This window comes from Kitasatospora sp. NPDC040550 (assembly GCF_055594965.1).
In genome coordinates, this window is sequence record NZ_JBVIWC010000003.1 from 318,058 (window position 1) to 333,851 (window position 15,794).

14 protein-coding genes are annotated in these 15,794 nt (G+C 71.8%); 10 read left to right on the top strand and 4 right to left on the bottom strand.

Annotated features, from left to right (window positions below; genetic code table 11):
• Positions 1-9: 9 nt before the first annotated feature.
• From ACZ58X_RS06710 to ACZ58X_RS06720, 3 genes are read left to right on the top strand one after another with little or no spacing between them, the layout of a single operon-like run.
• On the top strand, positions 10-1,224 hold the full coding sequence (locus ACZ58X_RS06710) for a cytochrome P450 (protein WP_470332592.1): 1,215 nt from the start codon (positions 10-12) through the stop codon (positions 1,222-1,224).
• Positions 1,225-1,245: 21 nt separating this feature from the next.
• Positions 1,246-2,244, top strand: a complete 999-nt coding sequence (locus tag ACZ58X_RS06715) for an ADP-ribosylglycohydrolase family protein (RefSeq protein WP_470332593.1) — start codon at positions 1,246-1,248, stop codon at positions 2,242-2,244.
• A 37-nt stretch (positions 2,245-2,281) separates the two neighbouring features.
• The gene (locus ACZ58X_RS06720; RefSeq protein ID WP_470332594.1) at positions 2,282-3,634 is read left to right on the top strand and encodes a serpin family protein; all 1,353 of its coding nucleotides are present in this window, start codon (positions 2,282-2,284) and stop codon (positions 3,632-3,634) included.
• Here ACZ58X_RS06720 and ACZ58X_RS06725 read toward each other — a convergent pair.
• The 4 genes from ACZ58X_RS06725 to ACZ58X_RS06740 form a co-directional block, all read right to left on the bottom strand.
• Positions 3,619-4,734: an ADP-ribosylglycohydrolase family protein gene (locus ACZ58X_RS06725; RefSeq protein WP_470332595.1), complete on the bottom strand. Its 1,116-nt coding sequence runs from the start codon at positions 4,732-4,734 to the stop codon at positions 3,619-3,621. The two genes, ACZ58X_RS06720 and ACZ58X_RS06725, sit on opposite strands and share 16 nt — an antisense overlap.
• Positions 4,735-4,770: 36 nt before the next feature.
• Positions 4,771-6,066, bottom strand: a complete 1,296-nt coding sequence (locus ACZ58X_RS06730; RefSeq protein ID WP_470332596.1) for a DUF2786 domain-containing protein — start codon at positions 6,064-6,066, stop codon at positions 4,771-4,773.
• 71 nt (positions 6,067-6,137) lie between these two features.
• Positions 6,138-7,769, bottom strand: coding sequence for a transporter (locus ACZ58X_RS06735; RefSeq protein WP_470332597.1), 1,632 nt, complete (start codon positions 7,767-7,769; stop codon positions 6,138-6,140).
• The gene (locus ACZ58X_RS06740) at positions 7,766-8,602 is read right to left on the bottom strand and encodes an ABC transporter ATP-binding protein (protein ID WP_470332598.1); all 837 of its coding nucleotides are present in this window, start codon (positions 8,600-8,602) and stop codon (positions 7,766-7,768) included. The genes ACZ58X_RS06735 and ACZ58X_RS06740 overlap by 4 nt, the downstream gene beginning before the upstream one ends.
• A gap of 259 nt (positions 8,603-8,861) precedes the next feature.
• Between ACZ58X_RS06740 and ACZ58X_RS06745 the strand changes: the two genes are divergently transcribed.
• The 7 genes from ACZ58X_RS06745 (at position 8,862) to ACZ58X_RS06775 (ending at position 15,786) form a co-directional block, all read left to right on the top strand.
• Entirely contained in the window at positions 8,862-9,407 is a 546-nt protein-coding gene (locus ACZ58X_RS06745) for a DUF1707 and DUF4190 domain-containing protein (RefSeq protein ID WP_470332599.1), read from the top strand.
• 402 nt (positions 9,408-9,809) lie between these two features.
• Entirely contained in the window at positions 9,810-10,181 is a 372-nt protein-coding gene (gene rpsL / locus ACZ58X_RS06750) for a 30S ribosomal protein S12 (RefSeq protein WP_014144289.1), read from the top strand.
• Between the two features lie 2 nt (positions 10,182-10,183).
• Complete coding sequence (gene rpsG, locus ACZ58X_RS06755; RefSeq protein ID WP_030055803.1) at positions 10,184-10,654, top strand: 30S ribosomal protein S7; 471 nt, start codon at positions 10,184-10,186, stop codon at positions 10,652-10,654.
• Positions 10,655-10,693: 39 nt separating this feature from the next.
• Positions 10,694-12,799: an elongation factor G gene (gene fusA / locus ACZ58X_RS06760; RefSeq protein WP_470332600.1), complete on the top strand. Its 2,106-nt coding sequence runs from the start codon at positions 10,694-10,696 to the stop codon at positions 12,797-12,799.
• Between the two features lie 198 nt (positions 12,800-12,997).
• The gene (gene tuf / locus ACZ58X_RS06765; RefSeq protein ID WP_031063092.1) at positions 12,998-14,191 is read left to right on the top strand and encodes an elongation factor Tu; all 1,194 of its coding nucleotides are present in this window, start codon (positions 12,998-13,000) and stop codon (positions 14,189-14,191) included.
• A gap of 189 nt (positions 14,192-14,380) precedes the next feature.
• A complete protein-coding gene (locus ACZ58X_RS06770) occupies positions 14,381-15,343 on the top strand; it encodes a glycosyltransferase family 2 protein (protein WP_470332601.1) in 963 nt (320 codons plus the stop codon).
• Positions 15,340-15,786 (top strand): GtrA family protein, encoded by a 447-nt coding sequence (locus tag ACZ58X_RS06775; RefSeq protein WP_470332602.1) that lies wholly within the window; start codon positions 15,340-15,342, stop codon positions 15,784-15,786. Before ACZ58X_RS06770 ends, ACZ58X_RS06775 begins: the two co-directional genes overlap by 4 nt.
• Positions 15,787-15,794: the final 8 nt, after the last annotated feature.

Consider the following 15,794-nt stretch of genomic DNA (forward strand, 5'->3'; position numbering starts at 1 on the left):
GATCGACCGATGACGACGACGGCGAAGTTCGACCCCTGGTCGGCGGAGTTCGTGGCCCACCCGTACGACGCGTACGCCGAACTGCGCGAGCACGCGCCGGTGACGTACCACGAGCCGACGAACCAGTGGCTGGTCTCCCGCCACGAGGACGTCAGCGCCCTGCTGCGCGACCGGCGGCTCGGCCGCACCTACACCCACCGGTTCAGCCACCAGGAGTTCGGCCGCCCCGAGCCCGACCCGGCGCACGAGCCCTTCCACACCCTCAACGACCACGGGCTGCTCGACCTGGAGGCCCCCGACCACACCCGGATCCGCCGGCTGGTCTCCAAGGCCTTCACCCCGCGCATGGTCGAAGGGCTGCGGCCGACCGTCCGGCGGCTGGCCGGGGAACTCGTCGACGACCTGCTCGCGGCCGGCGGCGGCGACCTGATCTCCGCCGTCGCCGAGCCGCTGCCGGTCGCCGTGATCGCCGAGATGCTCGGCGTGCCGGAGGGCGACCGGCACCTGCTGCGCCCCTGGTCCGCCGACATCACCGGGATGTTCGAGCTCAACCCGAGCGAGGAGGCCGCCCGCCGGGCCGTCACCGCGAGCATCGAGTTCTCCGACTACCTGCGCGCCCTGATCCGCGAGCGCCGGGGGAACCCGGGCACCGACCTGATCAGCGCGCTGATCCAGGCCCAGGAGGGCTCCGACGCGCTCAGCGAGCAGGAGATGGTCTCCACCTGCGTGCTGCTGCTCAACGCCGGCCACGAGGCGACCGTCAACACCACCGGCAACGGCTGGTGGGCGCTGTTCCGCCACCCCGGCGAACTCGCCCGGCTGCGCGGCTCGGTGGACGCACTGCTGCCCACCGCCGTCGAGGAACTGATGCGCTGGGACACCCCGCTGCAGATGTTCGAACGCTGGGTACTGGAGGACATCGAGGTCCGCGGGGTCACCGTGCCGCGCGGCGCCGAGATCGCCCTGCTCTTCGGCTCCGCCAACCGCGACCCGGAGCGCTTCGCCGACCCCGACCGCCTCGACCTCGGCCGCACCGAGAACCCGCACGTCACCTTCGGCGCCGGAATCCACTTCTGTCTCGGCGCCCCCCTTGCGAGACTGGAGCTCACCGAGTCCTACGGCACGCTGCTGCGCCGGGCCCCGGGCCTGCGGCTGGTCCGCGAGCCCGAGTGGAACCCGGGCTACGTGATCCGCGGGCTCAAGGAGCTGGTGGTCGACGTGTGACGGGAAGCGGGGGAGAAGGCCGTGGGCAAGGCGACGGGGACACTGCTGGGGCTGGCGATCGGCGACGCGATGGGCCGGGTGACCGAGTTCCAGGACGTCGAGCGGATCGCCGCCGACCACCCGGACTGGCGGCGGCTCCCGCTACCGGACAGGGCACTGGTCACCGACGACACCCAGATGACCCTCGCCCTCGCCCGCGGCCTGCGCACCGCCCTGGCGCGCGGGCCGCTGACACCGCCGCGGCTGGAGCGCCCGGTCCGCGAGGAGTTCGTCGACTGGTGGCGCTCCCCGGAGAACAACCGCGCCCCCGGCATGACCTGCCTGCGCGCCTGCGAGCGGCTCAGCCACGACACGTACCGCTGGCAGCAGGCCAGCGACGTGGGCTCCAAGGGCTGCGGCGCCAACATGCGGGTCGCCCCGATCGGGCTGATCCGCGACCTGGACGCCCGGCAGCTCTCCGGCGCCGCCCAGCTCCAGTCCGCGCTCACCCACGGCCACCCGACCGCGCTCGCCGCCAGCGACCTCACCGCGTACGCCGTGCGCAAGCTCGCCGAGGACGTCCCGCCCGCCGGCCTGCCCGCCGTGCTGCGGGCGTACGCGCTGGCGAGCCGCGAGCGCTACGACGAGTTCTGGCTCGGCGACCTCGCCGACCACTGGTACGGCGCCTCTCCGCAGGCCGTCCTCGCCCGTGGTTGGGACGACTGCCTCAAGGTCCTCGACCAGGTGCAGGCCGCCCTCGCCGCCCCCGACATCGAGGCCGACCCCTGCCTGGCCACCGGCGAGGGCTGGGTCGCCGAGGAGGCCTTCGGCACCGGCCTGCTCTGCTTCCTGCTGATGCCCGACGACCCGGTGGCCGCCGTCCGCCGGGCCGCGTACAGCTCCGGCGACTCCGACTCGCTCGCCTGCCTGACCGGCGCCTTCGCCGGCGCCCACCACGGCGAGGCGGTCTGGCCCGCGGAGTGGGTGGAGCGGATCGAGCACCGGGACGAACTGCTGGAGTTCGGCGCGCTCTGGGACTGAGCCGGAACCGGCCGGCGGGGCGCCGCGTCGAAGGGCCATGACGAACAGCAGCAGCGGAACCCGTCGTCGCCCGCCCCGCCGTCCCGCGGCACTGCTCCTCGCCGCGGCGCTCGCCGCACCGCTGGTCAGCGGCTGCGGCAGCACCGGCACCGCCGCCACCGGCGAGCAGCGGGCCTCCGCCCCGGCCACCCGGCCCGCCGTCGACCAGGCCTCGGTGGCCGCCACCGCCAAGGCCACCGACGCCTTCGGCCTGGACCTCCTGCACACCCTCACCGCGAAGCCGGACGCCGCCGGGCGGAACCTGGTGGTCTCACCGTCCGGGCTGTCCACCGTGCTCGCCATGCTGCTGCCCGGCGCGCGCGGTGCCACCGCCGAGGAACTCGCCAAGGCCCTGCACACCGACCTCGACCCGAAGCAGTACGCCCTCGCCGTCGGCGCGCTCGACCGGCCCGTCCCGGCCACCGACGGGCTCACCCTGCGCCAGAGCGACCAGGTCTGGACCCAGCAGGGCTTCGCGGTGCGGCCCGACTACTTGGCCACGCTCGCCACCGCCTTCGACGCCGGGGTGCGCACCACCGACTTCCGGAAGGACCCGAACGGCTCCCGCGAGGCCGTCAACTCCGCCGTGGAGAAGGCCACTGAGGGGCGGATCAAGGACCTCTTCGCCCCGAACGCGATCAACGCCGACACCCGGCTGGTCCTCACCGACGCGCTCTACCTCAAGGCGAAGTGGGCCTCGGAGTTCAAGCCCGGGCAGACCGCGGACCGCCCGTTCCACAAGCTCGACGGGTCCGCCCCCGCCGTCCCGTCGATGAGCCAGGCCGGTGAGTTCAAGTACGCGGACGGCTCCGGCGGGATCGTCGGCGAGCCCTGGCAGGCCGTGGAACTCCCCTACCAGGGCGGCAATCTGGCGATGGATCTGATCGTCCCCGCGCAGGGCGGCTTCGCCGCCTTCACCAAGGGGCTGGACCAGCCCCAGCTCGACCGGATCCTCGGCGCCCTCGCCGAACGGCCGGTCGACCTCCAGCTGCCGCGCTTCCACTTCGACACCTCGAACGAGCTGAGCTCCGCACTGCGCTCGCTCGGCGTCCACTCCGCCTTCGACAAGGCCGACCTCGGCGGCATCGCCGAGCAACCGCCGCTCGCCGTCAGCACGGTGGTGCAGAAGGCCACCGTCCAGGTCGACGAGGAGGGCACGGTCGCGGCGGCCGGCAGCGGCGTCGGGATCGGCGTCGCGGCGGCGCCCGCCCCGGACCGGCCCGTCCAACTGCACGTCGATCGGCCGTTCCTGTTCCTGATCCGGGACACCGCCACCGGGCGGCCGGTGTTCCTCGGTCAGGTCGCCGACCCCGGGGCTAACCGAGGCGGGCCCGGCTACCAGGCCGGGTAGCGCCCGCCGAGCGCCGGGTGGCCCGGGTCGCGGCTGCCGAACAGCACCAGCAGGTCGTCCGCGACCGTCAGCAGCTCGGCCCGCCCCTCGACCGCCCCGGCCCAGTCGGCGGGCAGCGCCGAGGCGCCGTACGCGGCCCCGACCAGGTTGCCGCAGACCGCACCGGTGGAGTCGCTGTCCCCGGAGTGGTTCACTGACAGCAGCAGCGCGGTGCGCACCGGATCGGGGTCGAGGGTGGCCGCCAGCAGCGAGTACACCGCGATGGCCAGGCACTCCTCGGCGATCCAGCCGAGCCCGACCCGCTCCACGGTGTCCGCCGAGGGCTCGGCCTCCTGGGCCAGCCGCACCGCCCGGGCCAGCGCCTGCACGGTCTCCTTGGACTTCGGCAGCTCGCGGATCTGCTCCACCGTCTCGCCGACCGCCGCCCACGGCTCCGTCCCGGCCGCCAGCCGCTCGATGAGCGCCGCGAAGGCGCCCGCGGCGAGATAGCCGGTCGGGTGCCCGTGGGTGAGCTGGGCGCACTGCACGGCCAGCCCGAAGGACTGCTCGGCCCCGAGCCGGGCCAGCCCGAACGGCGCCGCGCGCATCACCGAACCGCAGCCCTTGGAGCCGGGGTTGATCGGCCCCGGGCTCCCGATCGGGGCCGGCGCCTCGAACTCCGGGTGCTCGGACACCCCGCTCAGGCAGGCGTTGCCGGGCGCCCGCCGCGCGTACAGGAACGGCCGGCCGAGCAGCCAGCCGTCGTACGGGCGCGGCTGCGGCCCGGTGTCCGGGGCGCCCTGGTACTGGGTCCGCAGCCAGCGCCGGTAGGCGCCGTGCACGGCCTCCGGCACCGAGCCGCCGCCGCCGGACCAGCCGCGGACGAAGCCGCGGATCAGGCCCTCCGCGGTGAACAGCGTCATCTGGGTGTCGTCGGTGACCTCCACCGACCCGGCGCTCCCGGACGGCAGCGCCGTCACGCCCTGCGGGCCGAACCGCTCCTGGATCTGGTGGAGCTGCTGGAACTCCACCGGCCAGCCCAGGGCGTCGCCGATCGCGCCTCCGAGCAGCGCGCCGCGCACCCGGTCCCGGTATCCGGACTCCGCCGCCGACTCCGTCACGTCGAATCCCCCTTCGTTCGTGGCGGGTCGTTTCTATCAGGCGGACGGCCGGTCGTGGATCTCGCCCCGCCCGTGCAGGGCGGCCCGGTCGGCCGCGGCCCGCCCGGCCGCCCAGCCCTCGCCGTCGCTGACCCGGACCCGCTGGGAGACCAGCTTCGGGAACAGCCGGCCGACCTCGTCGTCCACCGCCGCCGAGCGGGCGGCCAGCGCGGGCAGCAGCCGCTCGTCGGGCAGCAGCTGCTCCTCGGTGCCGTCCTCGCGCAGGTGGCGGCCGGCCGCGGCGGCGCTGGTGGCCCGCTCGGTGGCGGCGGTCAGCCGCTCGCGGATCCGGGCCGCGTACGCGACCAGGAAGGACTGCCGGAACGCCTTGCTGCGCGAGTCCTTGCCGGACCCGGCCTTGTTGAGCGCGTGGGTGGCCTGCACCAGCAGCGAGGTGTAGAGCAGTTCGACGCCGTCCAGGTCCCCGTCGAAGCCGATCACGGTGCAGAAGCCGAACTCCTTGGCCCACACCACCCGGCACCGGTTGGCCGCCGCGACCGCGTCCAGCAGCATCGTCTTGGGCCCCTCGTACGGGTTGTCCACGCCGATCCGCAGCGCCGCCGGGGTGTTCCGGTCGGCCCCGGCGGCGGCCAGCAGCGCGTCGTCGATGCTGTGCTGGGCCATCAGCTGCTGGGCCTTGGCGGTCAGTGCCTCGGCCTCCTCCGGGAACTCGGTGGACTCGGCCTTGGCCAGCAGCGCACGGATCCGCGCCAGCATCCGCGGCTCGCCGGTCACCGGCCCGGCCGGGCGTCGTACCGGCCCGGCCTGCCCCGGCTGCCCGGGGGCGGGGCCGACCGGGGCGATCGGGGGCAGCCGGCCCCAGCTGCGCAGCAGCTCCAGCAGGGCGGTGGCGAGCGCGAAGCGGTCCAGCCGGTGGCGGTGGGCGAAGGCGCCGAGGTACTGCTCGTCGGCGGGCCACCAGACCTCGGCCTCCAGCTCGCGCAGCTGCTCCTGCCAGCGCCGGTCCAGGGTGGCGGCGGGGTGGCGGCGGCCCTCGGCGGCGATCAGGTCCACCGCGAGCGCCAGGTGGACGGGCTTGAGCCCGCGCCGCACCACCCGCACCAGGTCGGCCGGGCGCCAGCCCGCCGACCAGCAGCGGCCCACCGCGGTGTCCGCGTACCCGAGCACCGCCCGGCTGACCGCCGGCCACTGCCCGGCCGAGGCGGCCAGCAGCGAGGCCCCGGTGTCCAGGGCGAGGTCCAGTCCCTCGTCGGGGACGGTGAGCACCGAGCGCACCGCCTGCTCCAGCAGCGGCCCGGCGTTCCCGTCGCCCTGCTGCGCGCGCTTGCCCACGGTGTGTCCCTGCTCTCCTCGACGGCCCGGCCCCTCCGGCCCATGATGCCGGAGCGGCCGGGCCGACCGGGCTACCGCTCGATGGCCTTGGCCATGATCTCCGGCACACGCTCCAGCAGCCGGGGGGCCGCCAGCCGGATGCCGAGGGTGGCGACCAGGGCGCCGTAGGCCGGGCCGAGCAGCAGCAGCGGCCAGGTCGGCCCGTCCGAGAGCAGCGCCCAGAGCAGGTAGCCGCCGACCGGCAGCGAGAGCACCGCGACGCCGAGCATCGAGCCGAACTGGTTGAGCAGGATCAGCCCGCCCTGCCCGGGGGCGGCGTTGCGCATCGGGTTGCTGTCGGCCGGCATGGTGTACGGCGCGAGCACGCTGAACACCGAGCCGAGCGCGATGCCGCCGCCGAGCACCGCCAGCGCGAGGCCGAGGGCGGACGGCAGTTCGCTCCAGCCGCCGGTGACGGCGGCCAGCACCAGCCCGAGCAGCACCGTCACCGGCACGGCGTACGACAGCACCGCGTACGCCCGGCCGCGCAGTTCGTCCCGGGCGTCGGCCGGGGTGCGCAGGGTGGCGGCGACCATCCAGAACGCCGAGCCGTCCATGCCGAACAGGTTGAGCATCTGCAGCCCGAGGAAGGTCCCGGTCATCGCCAGCAGGTAGACGCTCGACCAGCCCTGCACCACCGACAGCAGGCAGATCACCAGCGTCATCCCGACGCTGGTGAACAGCGCGGCCTTGGCCCGCGGCTCGCGCCAGGCGTACCGCAGGTGGCGCTGCATCACCGCGCCGGTGCGGCCCTCGGGCAGGAAGCGCCAGCCCCGGGAGCTCTGCACCCCGCGGGCCACCTCCAGGGTGGAGGAGTCGGCGGTGACCATCAGCTCCTGGAGGCTGCCCCGCCACCAGCGCAGCAGCAGGAGGAGCAGCGCGCCGGCCGCGGCGAGCTGGAGCAGCGCCGCCCCGTACTCGCCCGCGCCGACGCTGCGGGGGGCGTCGGCGGCGCTGACCGGCGGGATCCAGCGCAGCACCGCGGCGATCGGCTTGAGCGGGCTGAGGTCGATGTCCCGGCCGTGCTGCCGGCCGAAGATGCTCTGCGAGCCGACATTGGCGCCCTGGACGAGCAGGGCGAAGGCCAGTCCGCCGAAGATCGCGAAGTCCTTGCCGCGCCGGCTGGAGAGCATCCGGGCGTTCCCGGCCGCGACCGCCCGGGACAGCGTGACCAGGCAGAGCAGGGCGAGCGGCACGGCGACCACCGCGGCGGCGGCGGAGGCGCCGCCGGTGGCCCCGGACAGCACCGCGCCGGTCACCAGCACCAGGCTGATCAGCGGACCGGGCCCGATCAGCGAGGCCAGCAGCGAGCCGCGCAGCAGCGGGCCGGGCCGCAGCGGCAGCATGGTGAGCCGGGTCGGGTCGGCGCTCTCGTCGCTGGAGAACAGGAACAGCGGCAGCGCGGCCCAGCCCAGGGTGAGCACGCCGACCAGCATCACCCCGGTGTTGCCGGAGCCCTCGTAGCGCCCGTTGAGCATCGCCATGCCGAAGGCGACCAGGCCCGCGACGGCCAGGCCGAGGACGCCGCCGACGACGTACACGGCCGCCCGGCCCCGGCTGCGGCGCAGCCCGTTGCGCAGCAGCCGCAGCTTGAGCGCGACCAGGCCGCGGACCACCGTCCGGTCGTCCGGCACGGCGGTGACGGGCGCGGTGCCGGCGGTCACCGGGCGTCCCCGGTGCGGCCGCCGCCGAGCCAGCCGAGGGCCTGGCCGTCGTCCTCGCGGACGCCGATCAGCTCCAGGAAGGCCGCGTGCAGGCTGCGTCCGCCGCGGACGGAGTCCAGCGGGCCCTGGGCGATCACCCGGCCCGCGTTGACCACGGCGACCCAGTCGCAGAGCTGCTCGACCAGCTCCATCACGTGGCTGGAGAAGACCACGGTGGAGCCGGCCGCCGCGTACCGCTTGAGCACGCCGCGGATGGTCTGGGCGGAGACCGGGTCGACGCCCTCGAAGGGCTCGTCCAGGAACAGCACGTCGGGGTTGTGCAGCAGCGCGGCGGCCAGCCCGATCTTCTTGCGCATGCCGGTGGAGTAGTCGGCGACCAGCTTGTCGGCGTCCCGGCCGAGGTCCAGGACGGCCAGCAGCTCCTCGGCGCGGCGGTCCACCTCGGCGCCGGGCAGGCCGCGCAGCCGGCCGGTGTACTGGAGCAGTTCGCGCCCGCTGAGCCGCTCGAACATCCGCAGGCCCTCGGGCAGGATGCCGATCCGGGCCTTGACCGTGACCGGGTCGGCCCAGACGTCGGTGCCGTGCACCAGCACGGTGCCCTGGTCGGGCCGGAGCAGGCCGGTGACCATGGACAGCGTGGTGGTCTTGCCGGCACCGTTCGGCCCGACCAGGCCGATGAACGACCCGGCCGGGAGCTCCAGGCTGAGCCCGGCGACGGCGGCCTGGGTGCCGAAGTGCTTCCACAGCCCCTGGATGCTGACGGCGGACGGGGTGCCCGGTCCGGGCCGGTCGGCGGCGGTCGGTTCGGAGGGCGACGGTTCTGACGCCTGCATGGCGGCCTTCTGTCTCTGGTCGTGGGGTGGACGTGCGGTGGCGGGGGTGCTCCGGAGCCCAGCGTGGCACCGGCCCGACGGGCTGTCGCCTGCTTTGAGCATCCCCTGAGCCTGTCCGCCGAACGGGTGAGGCGCGCCGCACGGCGGTGATCTCCGGGAGCTGCCGGTCGGATTCGGCAACTACTCAGTTCCCCGGTTCGTCCTGCACTATGAGGACCAGTGAGCGCGCGGGGGTGCCGCGGCGCCCGGGAGGTGGCGGATGTCCGTTCAACCGTGGGGCGAGTCCCGCCCCGCCGATCGGTACGGCCGGAGGGTGCCCGGCGGGCAGCCCGCGCCGACCCCGCAGTCGGCGATGCGGGCCGGCCACGCCGACCGGGACCGGACGGTGGACGTGTTGAAGGCCGGGTTCGCCGAGGGCCGGCTGTCCGCCGAGGAGTACGGGCAGCGCCACGAGGCGGCCGCCCGGGCGGTGACCTACGGCGAGCTGGCCGCGTTGGTGGCCGACCTGCCGTCCGGGCCGATGGCGGCGCCGTTGCAGGCCGCGCAGCCCGTCCCGGCGACCTTCCTGGTGCCGCCGCCGGTGCCGCAGGCCCGGCCCACCAGCGTGCTGGCGGTGGTCTCCCTGGTGTGCGGCCTGACCGGCTTCCTGGCGCTGCCGGTGGTGCCCGCGGTGGTCACCGGCCACCTCGCCCGCAAGCAGATCCGCGAGCGCAACATGGACGGGGACTGGGCGGCGGTGCTGGGGCTGGTGCTCGGCTACCTGGGCGGCGCCTTCTGGCTGCTGGTGATCATGCTGGGCATCTAGGGCGGCCCCGCTGGCGGGTGCCCGCCGACTGTGGTAGAGCGGGTGGAGGGCGGCCCGACACCGGCCGGTCGCGTACGGGACACCGGGGCGACACCCGGCCGAAGGCCGCGACCTGCGGCGTTGCATTTGTTTTGACCGAGCCCCATGCGCTAGGTACGCTCTGACCTTGTGCCTGGGGTGTCCCCGGGTCCTTGTGCGTGCATGCACACCGGTCGCCGCGCCGAGCCGGAGCGCCTCAAAGCGCGCCGCGCGTAGAGCGCCGTCGCTGTACATCAGCCATGGGATTCCGTGTCGGAAAAAGCCCAACACACCCGACCGCGTGGGTCGACCACGGGGTTGTGTGCAAGGGAGACACCGCAGGTTAGTTCCACCAAGCCTTGGCACACAGAAAACGGAGAAACGGTGCCTACGATCCAGCAGCTGGTCCGAAAGGGCCGGCAGGACAAGGTCGAGAAGAACAAGACTCCCGCGCTGAAGGGTTCCCCGCAGCGCCGTGGGGTCTGCACGCGTGTGTACACGACCACCCCGAAGAAGCCGAACTCGGCGCTTCGTAAGGTCGCCCGTGTGCGCCTCACCAGCGGGATCGAGGTCACCGCTTACATCCCGGGCGAGGGCCACAACCTGCAGGAGCACTCCATCGTGCTGGTGCGCGGTGGTCGTGTGAAGGACCTTCCTGGTGTCCGCTACAAGATCATCCGCGGTTCGCTCGACACCCAGGGTGTCAAGAACCGCAAGCAGGCTCGCAGCCGCTACGGCGCCAAGAAGGAGAAGTAAGAATGCCTCGTAAGGGCCCCGCCCCGAAGCGCCCGGTCATCATCGACCCGGTCTACGGCTCCCCGGTCGTCACCCAGCTGGTCAACAAGATCCTGCTGCACGGCAAGCGCTCCACCGCCGAGCGGATCGTCTACGGCGCCCTCGAGGGCGTCCGTGAGAAGACCGGCTCGGACCCGGTCGTCACGCTCAAGCGTGCGCTGGAGAACGTCAAGCCGGCCCTCGAGGTCAAGTCCCGCCGTGTCGGTGGCGCGACCTACCAGGTTCCGGTCGAGGTCCGTCCGGGCCGCGCCAGCACCCTGGCGCTGCGCTGGATGGTCGGTTACTCCCGCGCCCGTCGCGAGAAGACCATGACCGAGCGCCTGATGAACGAGATCCTCGACGCCAGCAACGGCCTGGGCGCTTCCGTGAAGCGTCGTGAGGACACCCACAAGATGGCCGAGTCCAACAAGGCCTTCGCGCACTACCGCTGGTAGTCCGTACCCCGTCACTAGACAGAGAGAGAACGAGCCACCATGGCTGCAACCTCCCTTGACCTCGCCAAGGTCCGCAACATCGGGATCATGGCGCACATCGACGCGGGCAAGACCACCACCACCGAGCGGATCCTGTTCTACACCGGTGTGTCGTACAAGATCGGTGAGGTCCACGATGGCGCTGCCACCATGGACTGGATGGAGCAGGAGCAGGAGCGCGGCATCACGATCACGTCGGCCGCGACGACCTGTCACTGGACCGTCGACGATGCCGACCACACCATCAACATCATCGACACCCCGGGTCACGTCGACTTCACCGTCGAGGTGGAGCGTTCGCTGCGCGTCCTCGACGGTGCCGTGACGGTGTTCGACGGTGTCGCCGGTGTCGAGCCCCAGTCCGAGACCGTGTGGCGGCAGGCTGACCGCTACGGCGTTCCGCGTATCTGCTTCGTCAACAAGCTGGACCGCACGGGCGCGAACTTCTTCTTCTGCGTCGACACCATCGTGGAGCGCCTCGGCGCCACCCCGCTGGTGATGCAGCTGCCGATCGGTGCCGAGGCGGACTTCCAGGGCGTTGTCGACCTGGTCCGCATGAAGGCGCTGGTCTGGTCGGCCGAGGCCGCCAAGGGCGAGATGTACGACATCGTCGACATCCCGGCCGACCTGCAGGACCAGGCCGACGAGTACCGCGAGCAGCTGATCGACACCGTGTCGAACTTCAGCGACGCGGTCATGGAGCTCGCCCTGGAGGGCGAGGAGATCCCGGTCGAGCTGCTGCAGGACGCGATCCGCAAGGGCACCCTGAACTCGGACTTCACCCCGATCTTCTGCGGTACCGCCTTCAAGAACAAGGGCGTTCAGCCCCTGCTCGACGCGGTCGTCAAGTACCTGCCGTCGCCGCTGGACATCGAGTCCATCGAGGGCACCAAGCCGAACGACCCGGACACCAAGATCTCCCGCAAGGCCTCGGACGAGGAGCCCCTCGCCGCCCTTGCGTTCAAGATCATGTCCGACCCGCACCTCGGCAAGCTCACCTTCGTCCGGATCTACTCCGGTCGCCTGGAGTCCGGCACCTCGGTGCTGAACGCCGTCAAGGGCAAGAAGGAGCGCATCGGCAAGATCTACCGCATGCACGCGAACAAGCGTGAGGAGATCGAGTCGGTGGGCGCCGGCGACATCGTCGCCGTCATGGGCCTCAAGCAGACCACCACCGGTGAGACGCTGGCCGACGAGAAGAACCCGGTCATCCTGGAGTCCATGGACTTCCCGGCCCCGGTCATCCGCGTCGCCATCGAGCCCAAGTCCAAGGGTGACCAGGAGAAGCTGGGTGTCGCCATCCAGCGTCTCGCCGAGGAGGACCCGTCCTTCCAGGTCAACACGGACGAGGAGACCGGCCAGACCATCATCGCGGGTATGGGCGAGCTGCACCTCGAGGTGCTCGTCGACCGTATGCGCCGTGAGTTCAAGGTCGAGGCCAACGTCGGCAAGCCGCAGGTCGCGTACCGCGAGACGATCCGTCAGGCCGTCGAGCGCATCGACTACACCCACAAGAAGCAGACCGGTGGTTCCGGTCAGTTCGCCAAGGTGCAGATCGCGATCGAGCCGCTCGAGCAGGCCGAGGGCTACGAGTTCGTCAACAAGGTCACCGGTGGCCGCGTTCCGCGCGAGTACATCCCGTCGGTCGACGCCGGTTGCCAGGAGGCCATGGAGTTCGGCATCCTCGCGGGCTACCCGCTCCAGGGTGTCCGCGTGAGCCTGCTCGACGGTCAGGCGCACGACGTCGACTCCTCCGAGCTCGCGTTCAAGATCGCCGGTTCGATGGCCTTCAAGGAAGGCGCGAAGAAGGCCAAGCCGGTCCTCCTCGAGCCGATGATGGCCGTCGAGGTCACCACGCCCGAGGACTACATGGGCGACGTGATCGGCGACATCAACTCTCGCCGTGGCCAGATCCGGTCCATGGACGAGCGTCACGGTGCCCGCGTCGTCACGGCGCTGGTGCCCCTCTCCGAGATGTTCGGCTACGTCGGTGACCTGCGCAGCAAGACCTCTGGTCGCGCGAGCTACTCGATGCAGTTCGACTCGTACGCCGAGGTCCCCAAGGCCGTGGCTGAGGAGATCATCGCCAAGTCCAAGGGCGAGTGACGTCCCGATATTCGGGATGATTCACACCCCTTAGGCTGTTAGGAGGCGACCCGGGAGGATCCGTCCGGATCCTCCCGGGACCTCCGGCCCCCCACACCCACGGGGCGGCGCGAGGTGCTTCGGGCACCCGGGCCGGGCCCGAATCAAAGACCAACTGACGTCAGCACGGCGTACAGGAACTGTCCTCAGGAGGACTCAGTGGCCAAGGCGAAGTTCGAGCGGACGAAGCCCCACGTCAACATCGGCACCATCGGTCACATCGACCACGGCAAGACCACGCTGACCGCGGCCATCACCAAGGTGCTGCACGACGCGTACCCGGAGATCAACCCCTTCACGCCGTTCGACCAGATCGACAAGGCCCCGGAGGAGCGTCAGCGCGGTATCACCATCTCGATCGCGCACGTCGAGTACCAGACCGAGGCGCGCCACTACGCCCACGTCGACTGCCCGGGTCACGCTGACTACATCAAGAACATGATCACCGGTGCCGCCCAGATGGACGGCGCCATCCTGGTGGTCGCCGCCACCGACGGCCCGATGCCGCAGACCAAGGAGCACGTCCTCCTGGCCCGCCAGGTCGGCGTTCCGTACATCGTCGTCGCCCTGAACAAGGCCGACATGGTGGACGACGAGGAGATCCTGGAGCTCGTCGAGCTCGAGGTCCGTGAGCTGCTCTCCGAGTACGAGTTCCCGGGCGACGACCTGCCGGTCGTCCGCGTCTCCGCGCTGAAGGCGCTGGAGGGCGACAAGGAGTGGGGCGAGAAGCTCCTCGGCCTCATGCACGCGGTCGACGAGAGCATCCCGACCCCGGCCCGCGCCGTGGACCAGCCGTTCCTGATGCCGATCGAGGACGTCTTCACGATCACCGGTCGTGGCACCGTCGTCACCGGTCGTATCGAGCGTGGCATCCTCAAGGTCAACGAGACTGTCGACATCATCGGCATCAAGGAGACCAAGACCACCACCACGGTCACCGGCATCGAGATGTTCCGCAAGCTGCTCGACGAGGGCCAGGCCGGTGAGAACGTCGGTCTGCTGCTCCGTGGCATCAAGCGCGAGGATGTCGAGCGCGGCCAGGTCATCATCAAGCCGGGTTCGGTCACGCCGCACACCGACTTCGAGGCCCAGTCCTACATCCTGTCGAAGGACGAGGGTGGCCGCCACACCCCGTTCTTCAACAACTACCGCCCGCAGTTCTACTTCCGTACCACGGACGTGACCGGCGTCGTGACCCTCCCCGAGGGCACCGAGATGGTCATGCCGGGCGACAACACCGCCATGACCGTCGCGCTGATCCAGCCGATCGCCATGGAGGAGGGCCTCAAGTTCGCCATCCGTGAGGGTGGCCGCACCGTCGGCGCCGGCCAGGTCACCAAGATCATCAAGTAATTGATGCTCTGACCTGCCTGCCCCGTCAGGCTCGTCCGAAGGGCCCCACGCACCTTGCGGTGCGTGGGGCCCTTCGGCGTCCAACCCGGCGCTCACCTGGGCGCACTTCTTCTCACGGGCACCTCATGGCCGACTGTTATGGTCGGCTCACCATCCAGCCCCGCCGTCGCGGAAAGTGGGATCCAACGCATGTCTACGGCACCGCTGTTGTCGGTCGTGATGCCGATCTACAACGAGCAGGAGGCGCTCCCGCTCACCGTCGAGCGACTGCGTCCGATCCTGGACGGGCTGGGGGTCGACTACGAGGTCGTCGGCGTGGACGACGGCAGCCGGGACGCCACCCCCGTGCTGATGCAGAAGATCCGGCAGGACTGGCCGGAGTTCCGCATCGTCCGCTTCGCCCGCAACTCCGGGCACCAGGCCGCCCTCACCGCGGGCATCCACCGGGCGCTCGGCGACTACGTGGTCAGCATCGACGCCGACCTCCAGGACCCGCCGGAGAAGATCCCGGAGATGCTCGGCCTGGCCCGCGAGCAGGGCCTCGACGTGGTCTACGGTGTGCGCGGGGACCGCGGCACCGACACCGCCTTCAAACGCCGCAGCGCGGGCGCGTACTACTGGCTGATGCGCCGCCTGGTCGGCAAGCGGATGCCCAACCAGGCCGGCGACTTCCGACTGCTCAGCCGGGCCGCCGTGGACGCCCTCAAGCAGCTGCCCGAGCACCAGCCGGTCTACCGGCTGCTGGTGCCGTGGCTCGGCTTCCCCAGCGGCGAGGTCGTCTACGTCCGCGAGGAGCGGGTGGCCGGCGGCACCCACTACCCGCTGTCCAAGATGGTCCGGCTCGCGCTGGACAGCATCACCAACTTCTCCGCCGCCCCGCTGCGACTGGCCACCTACCTCGGCCTGGTCAGCTTCGTGGTCTGCATCGCGCTGGGGATCCACGCCACCGTCTCGTACGCGCTCGGCTCGACGGTGCCCGGCTGGTCCTCGCTGTTCATCGGGATGCTCTTCCTCGGCGGGGTGCAGCTGATCTGCGTCGGGCTGCTGGGGGAGTACGTCGGCCGGATCTACTCGGCGGTGCAGAACCGCCCGACCTACTTCGTCGGCTACGACTCGGCCGAGGACGACGACGAGCGGGGCCGGGGCCGGTGACGCTGACCGAGGAGCCCGGCGGGCCCACCTCCGGGGCCCGCCGGCAGCTGCCGTCCTTCCTGGTCATCGGCGTCCTCAGCACCGTCTTCTACCTGGGGCTGTTCGTCGTCGCGCGGTGGTTCACCGACCCGCAGGTGGCCAACCTGATCGCCCTGGCGGTCAGCGCGGTGGCCAACACCGCGGCCAACCGGCGCTTCACCTTCGGGGTGGTCGGCTCGCAGGGGATGGTCCGCCACCAGTTGCAGGGCGCCGTCGCCTTCCTGATCGGGCTCGGCCTCAGCTCCGGGGTGCTCGCCCTGCTCGACCGGGTGGTGCCGGACGCCTCCCGGCCGGTGGAGGTCGGCGGACTGGTCGTCGCCAACGGGCTGGCCACGGTCGCCCGGTTCGTCCTGTTGAAGGTCTGGGTCTTCCGCGGCGGGCAGTCGGACCGCTCCGGGGCCTGACCAGCGGA

Coding starts and splice junctions, on each gene's coding strand:
- ACZ58X_RS06710 (WP_470332592.1), top strand. CDS start 10: ATGACGACGACGGCGAAGTTCGACCCCTGGTCGGCGGAGTTCGTGGCC.
- ACZ58X_RS06720 (WP_470332594.1), top strand. CDS start 2,282: ATGACGAACAGCAGCAGCGGAACCCGTCGTCGCCCGCCCCGCCGTCCC.
- ACZ58X_RS06740 (WP_470332598.1), bottom strand. CDS start 8,602: ATGCAGGCGTCAGAACCGTCGCCCTCCGAACCGACCGCCGCCGACCGG.
- ACZ58X_RS06745 (WP_470332599.1), top strand. CDS start 8,862: ATGTCCGTTCAACCGTGGGGCGAGTCCCGCCCCGCCGATCGGTACGGC.
- rpsG (WP_030055803.1), top strand. CDS start 10,184: ATGCCTCGTAAGGGCCCCGCCCCGAAGCGCCCGGTCATCATCGACCCG.
- fusA (WP_470332600.1), top strand. CDS start 10,694: ATGGCTGCAACCTCCCTTGACCTCGCCAAGGTCCGCAACATCGGGATC.
- ACZ58X_RS06770 (WP_470332601.1), top strand. CDS start 14,381: ATGTCTACGGCACCGCTGTTGTCGGTCGTGATGCCGATCTACAACGAG.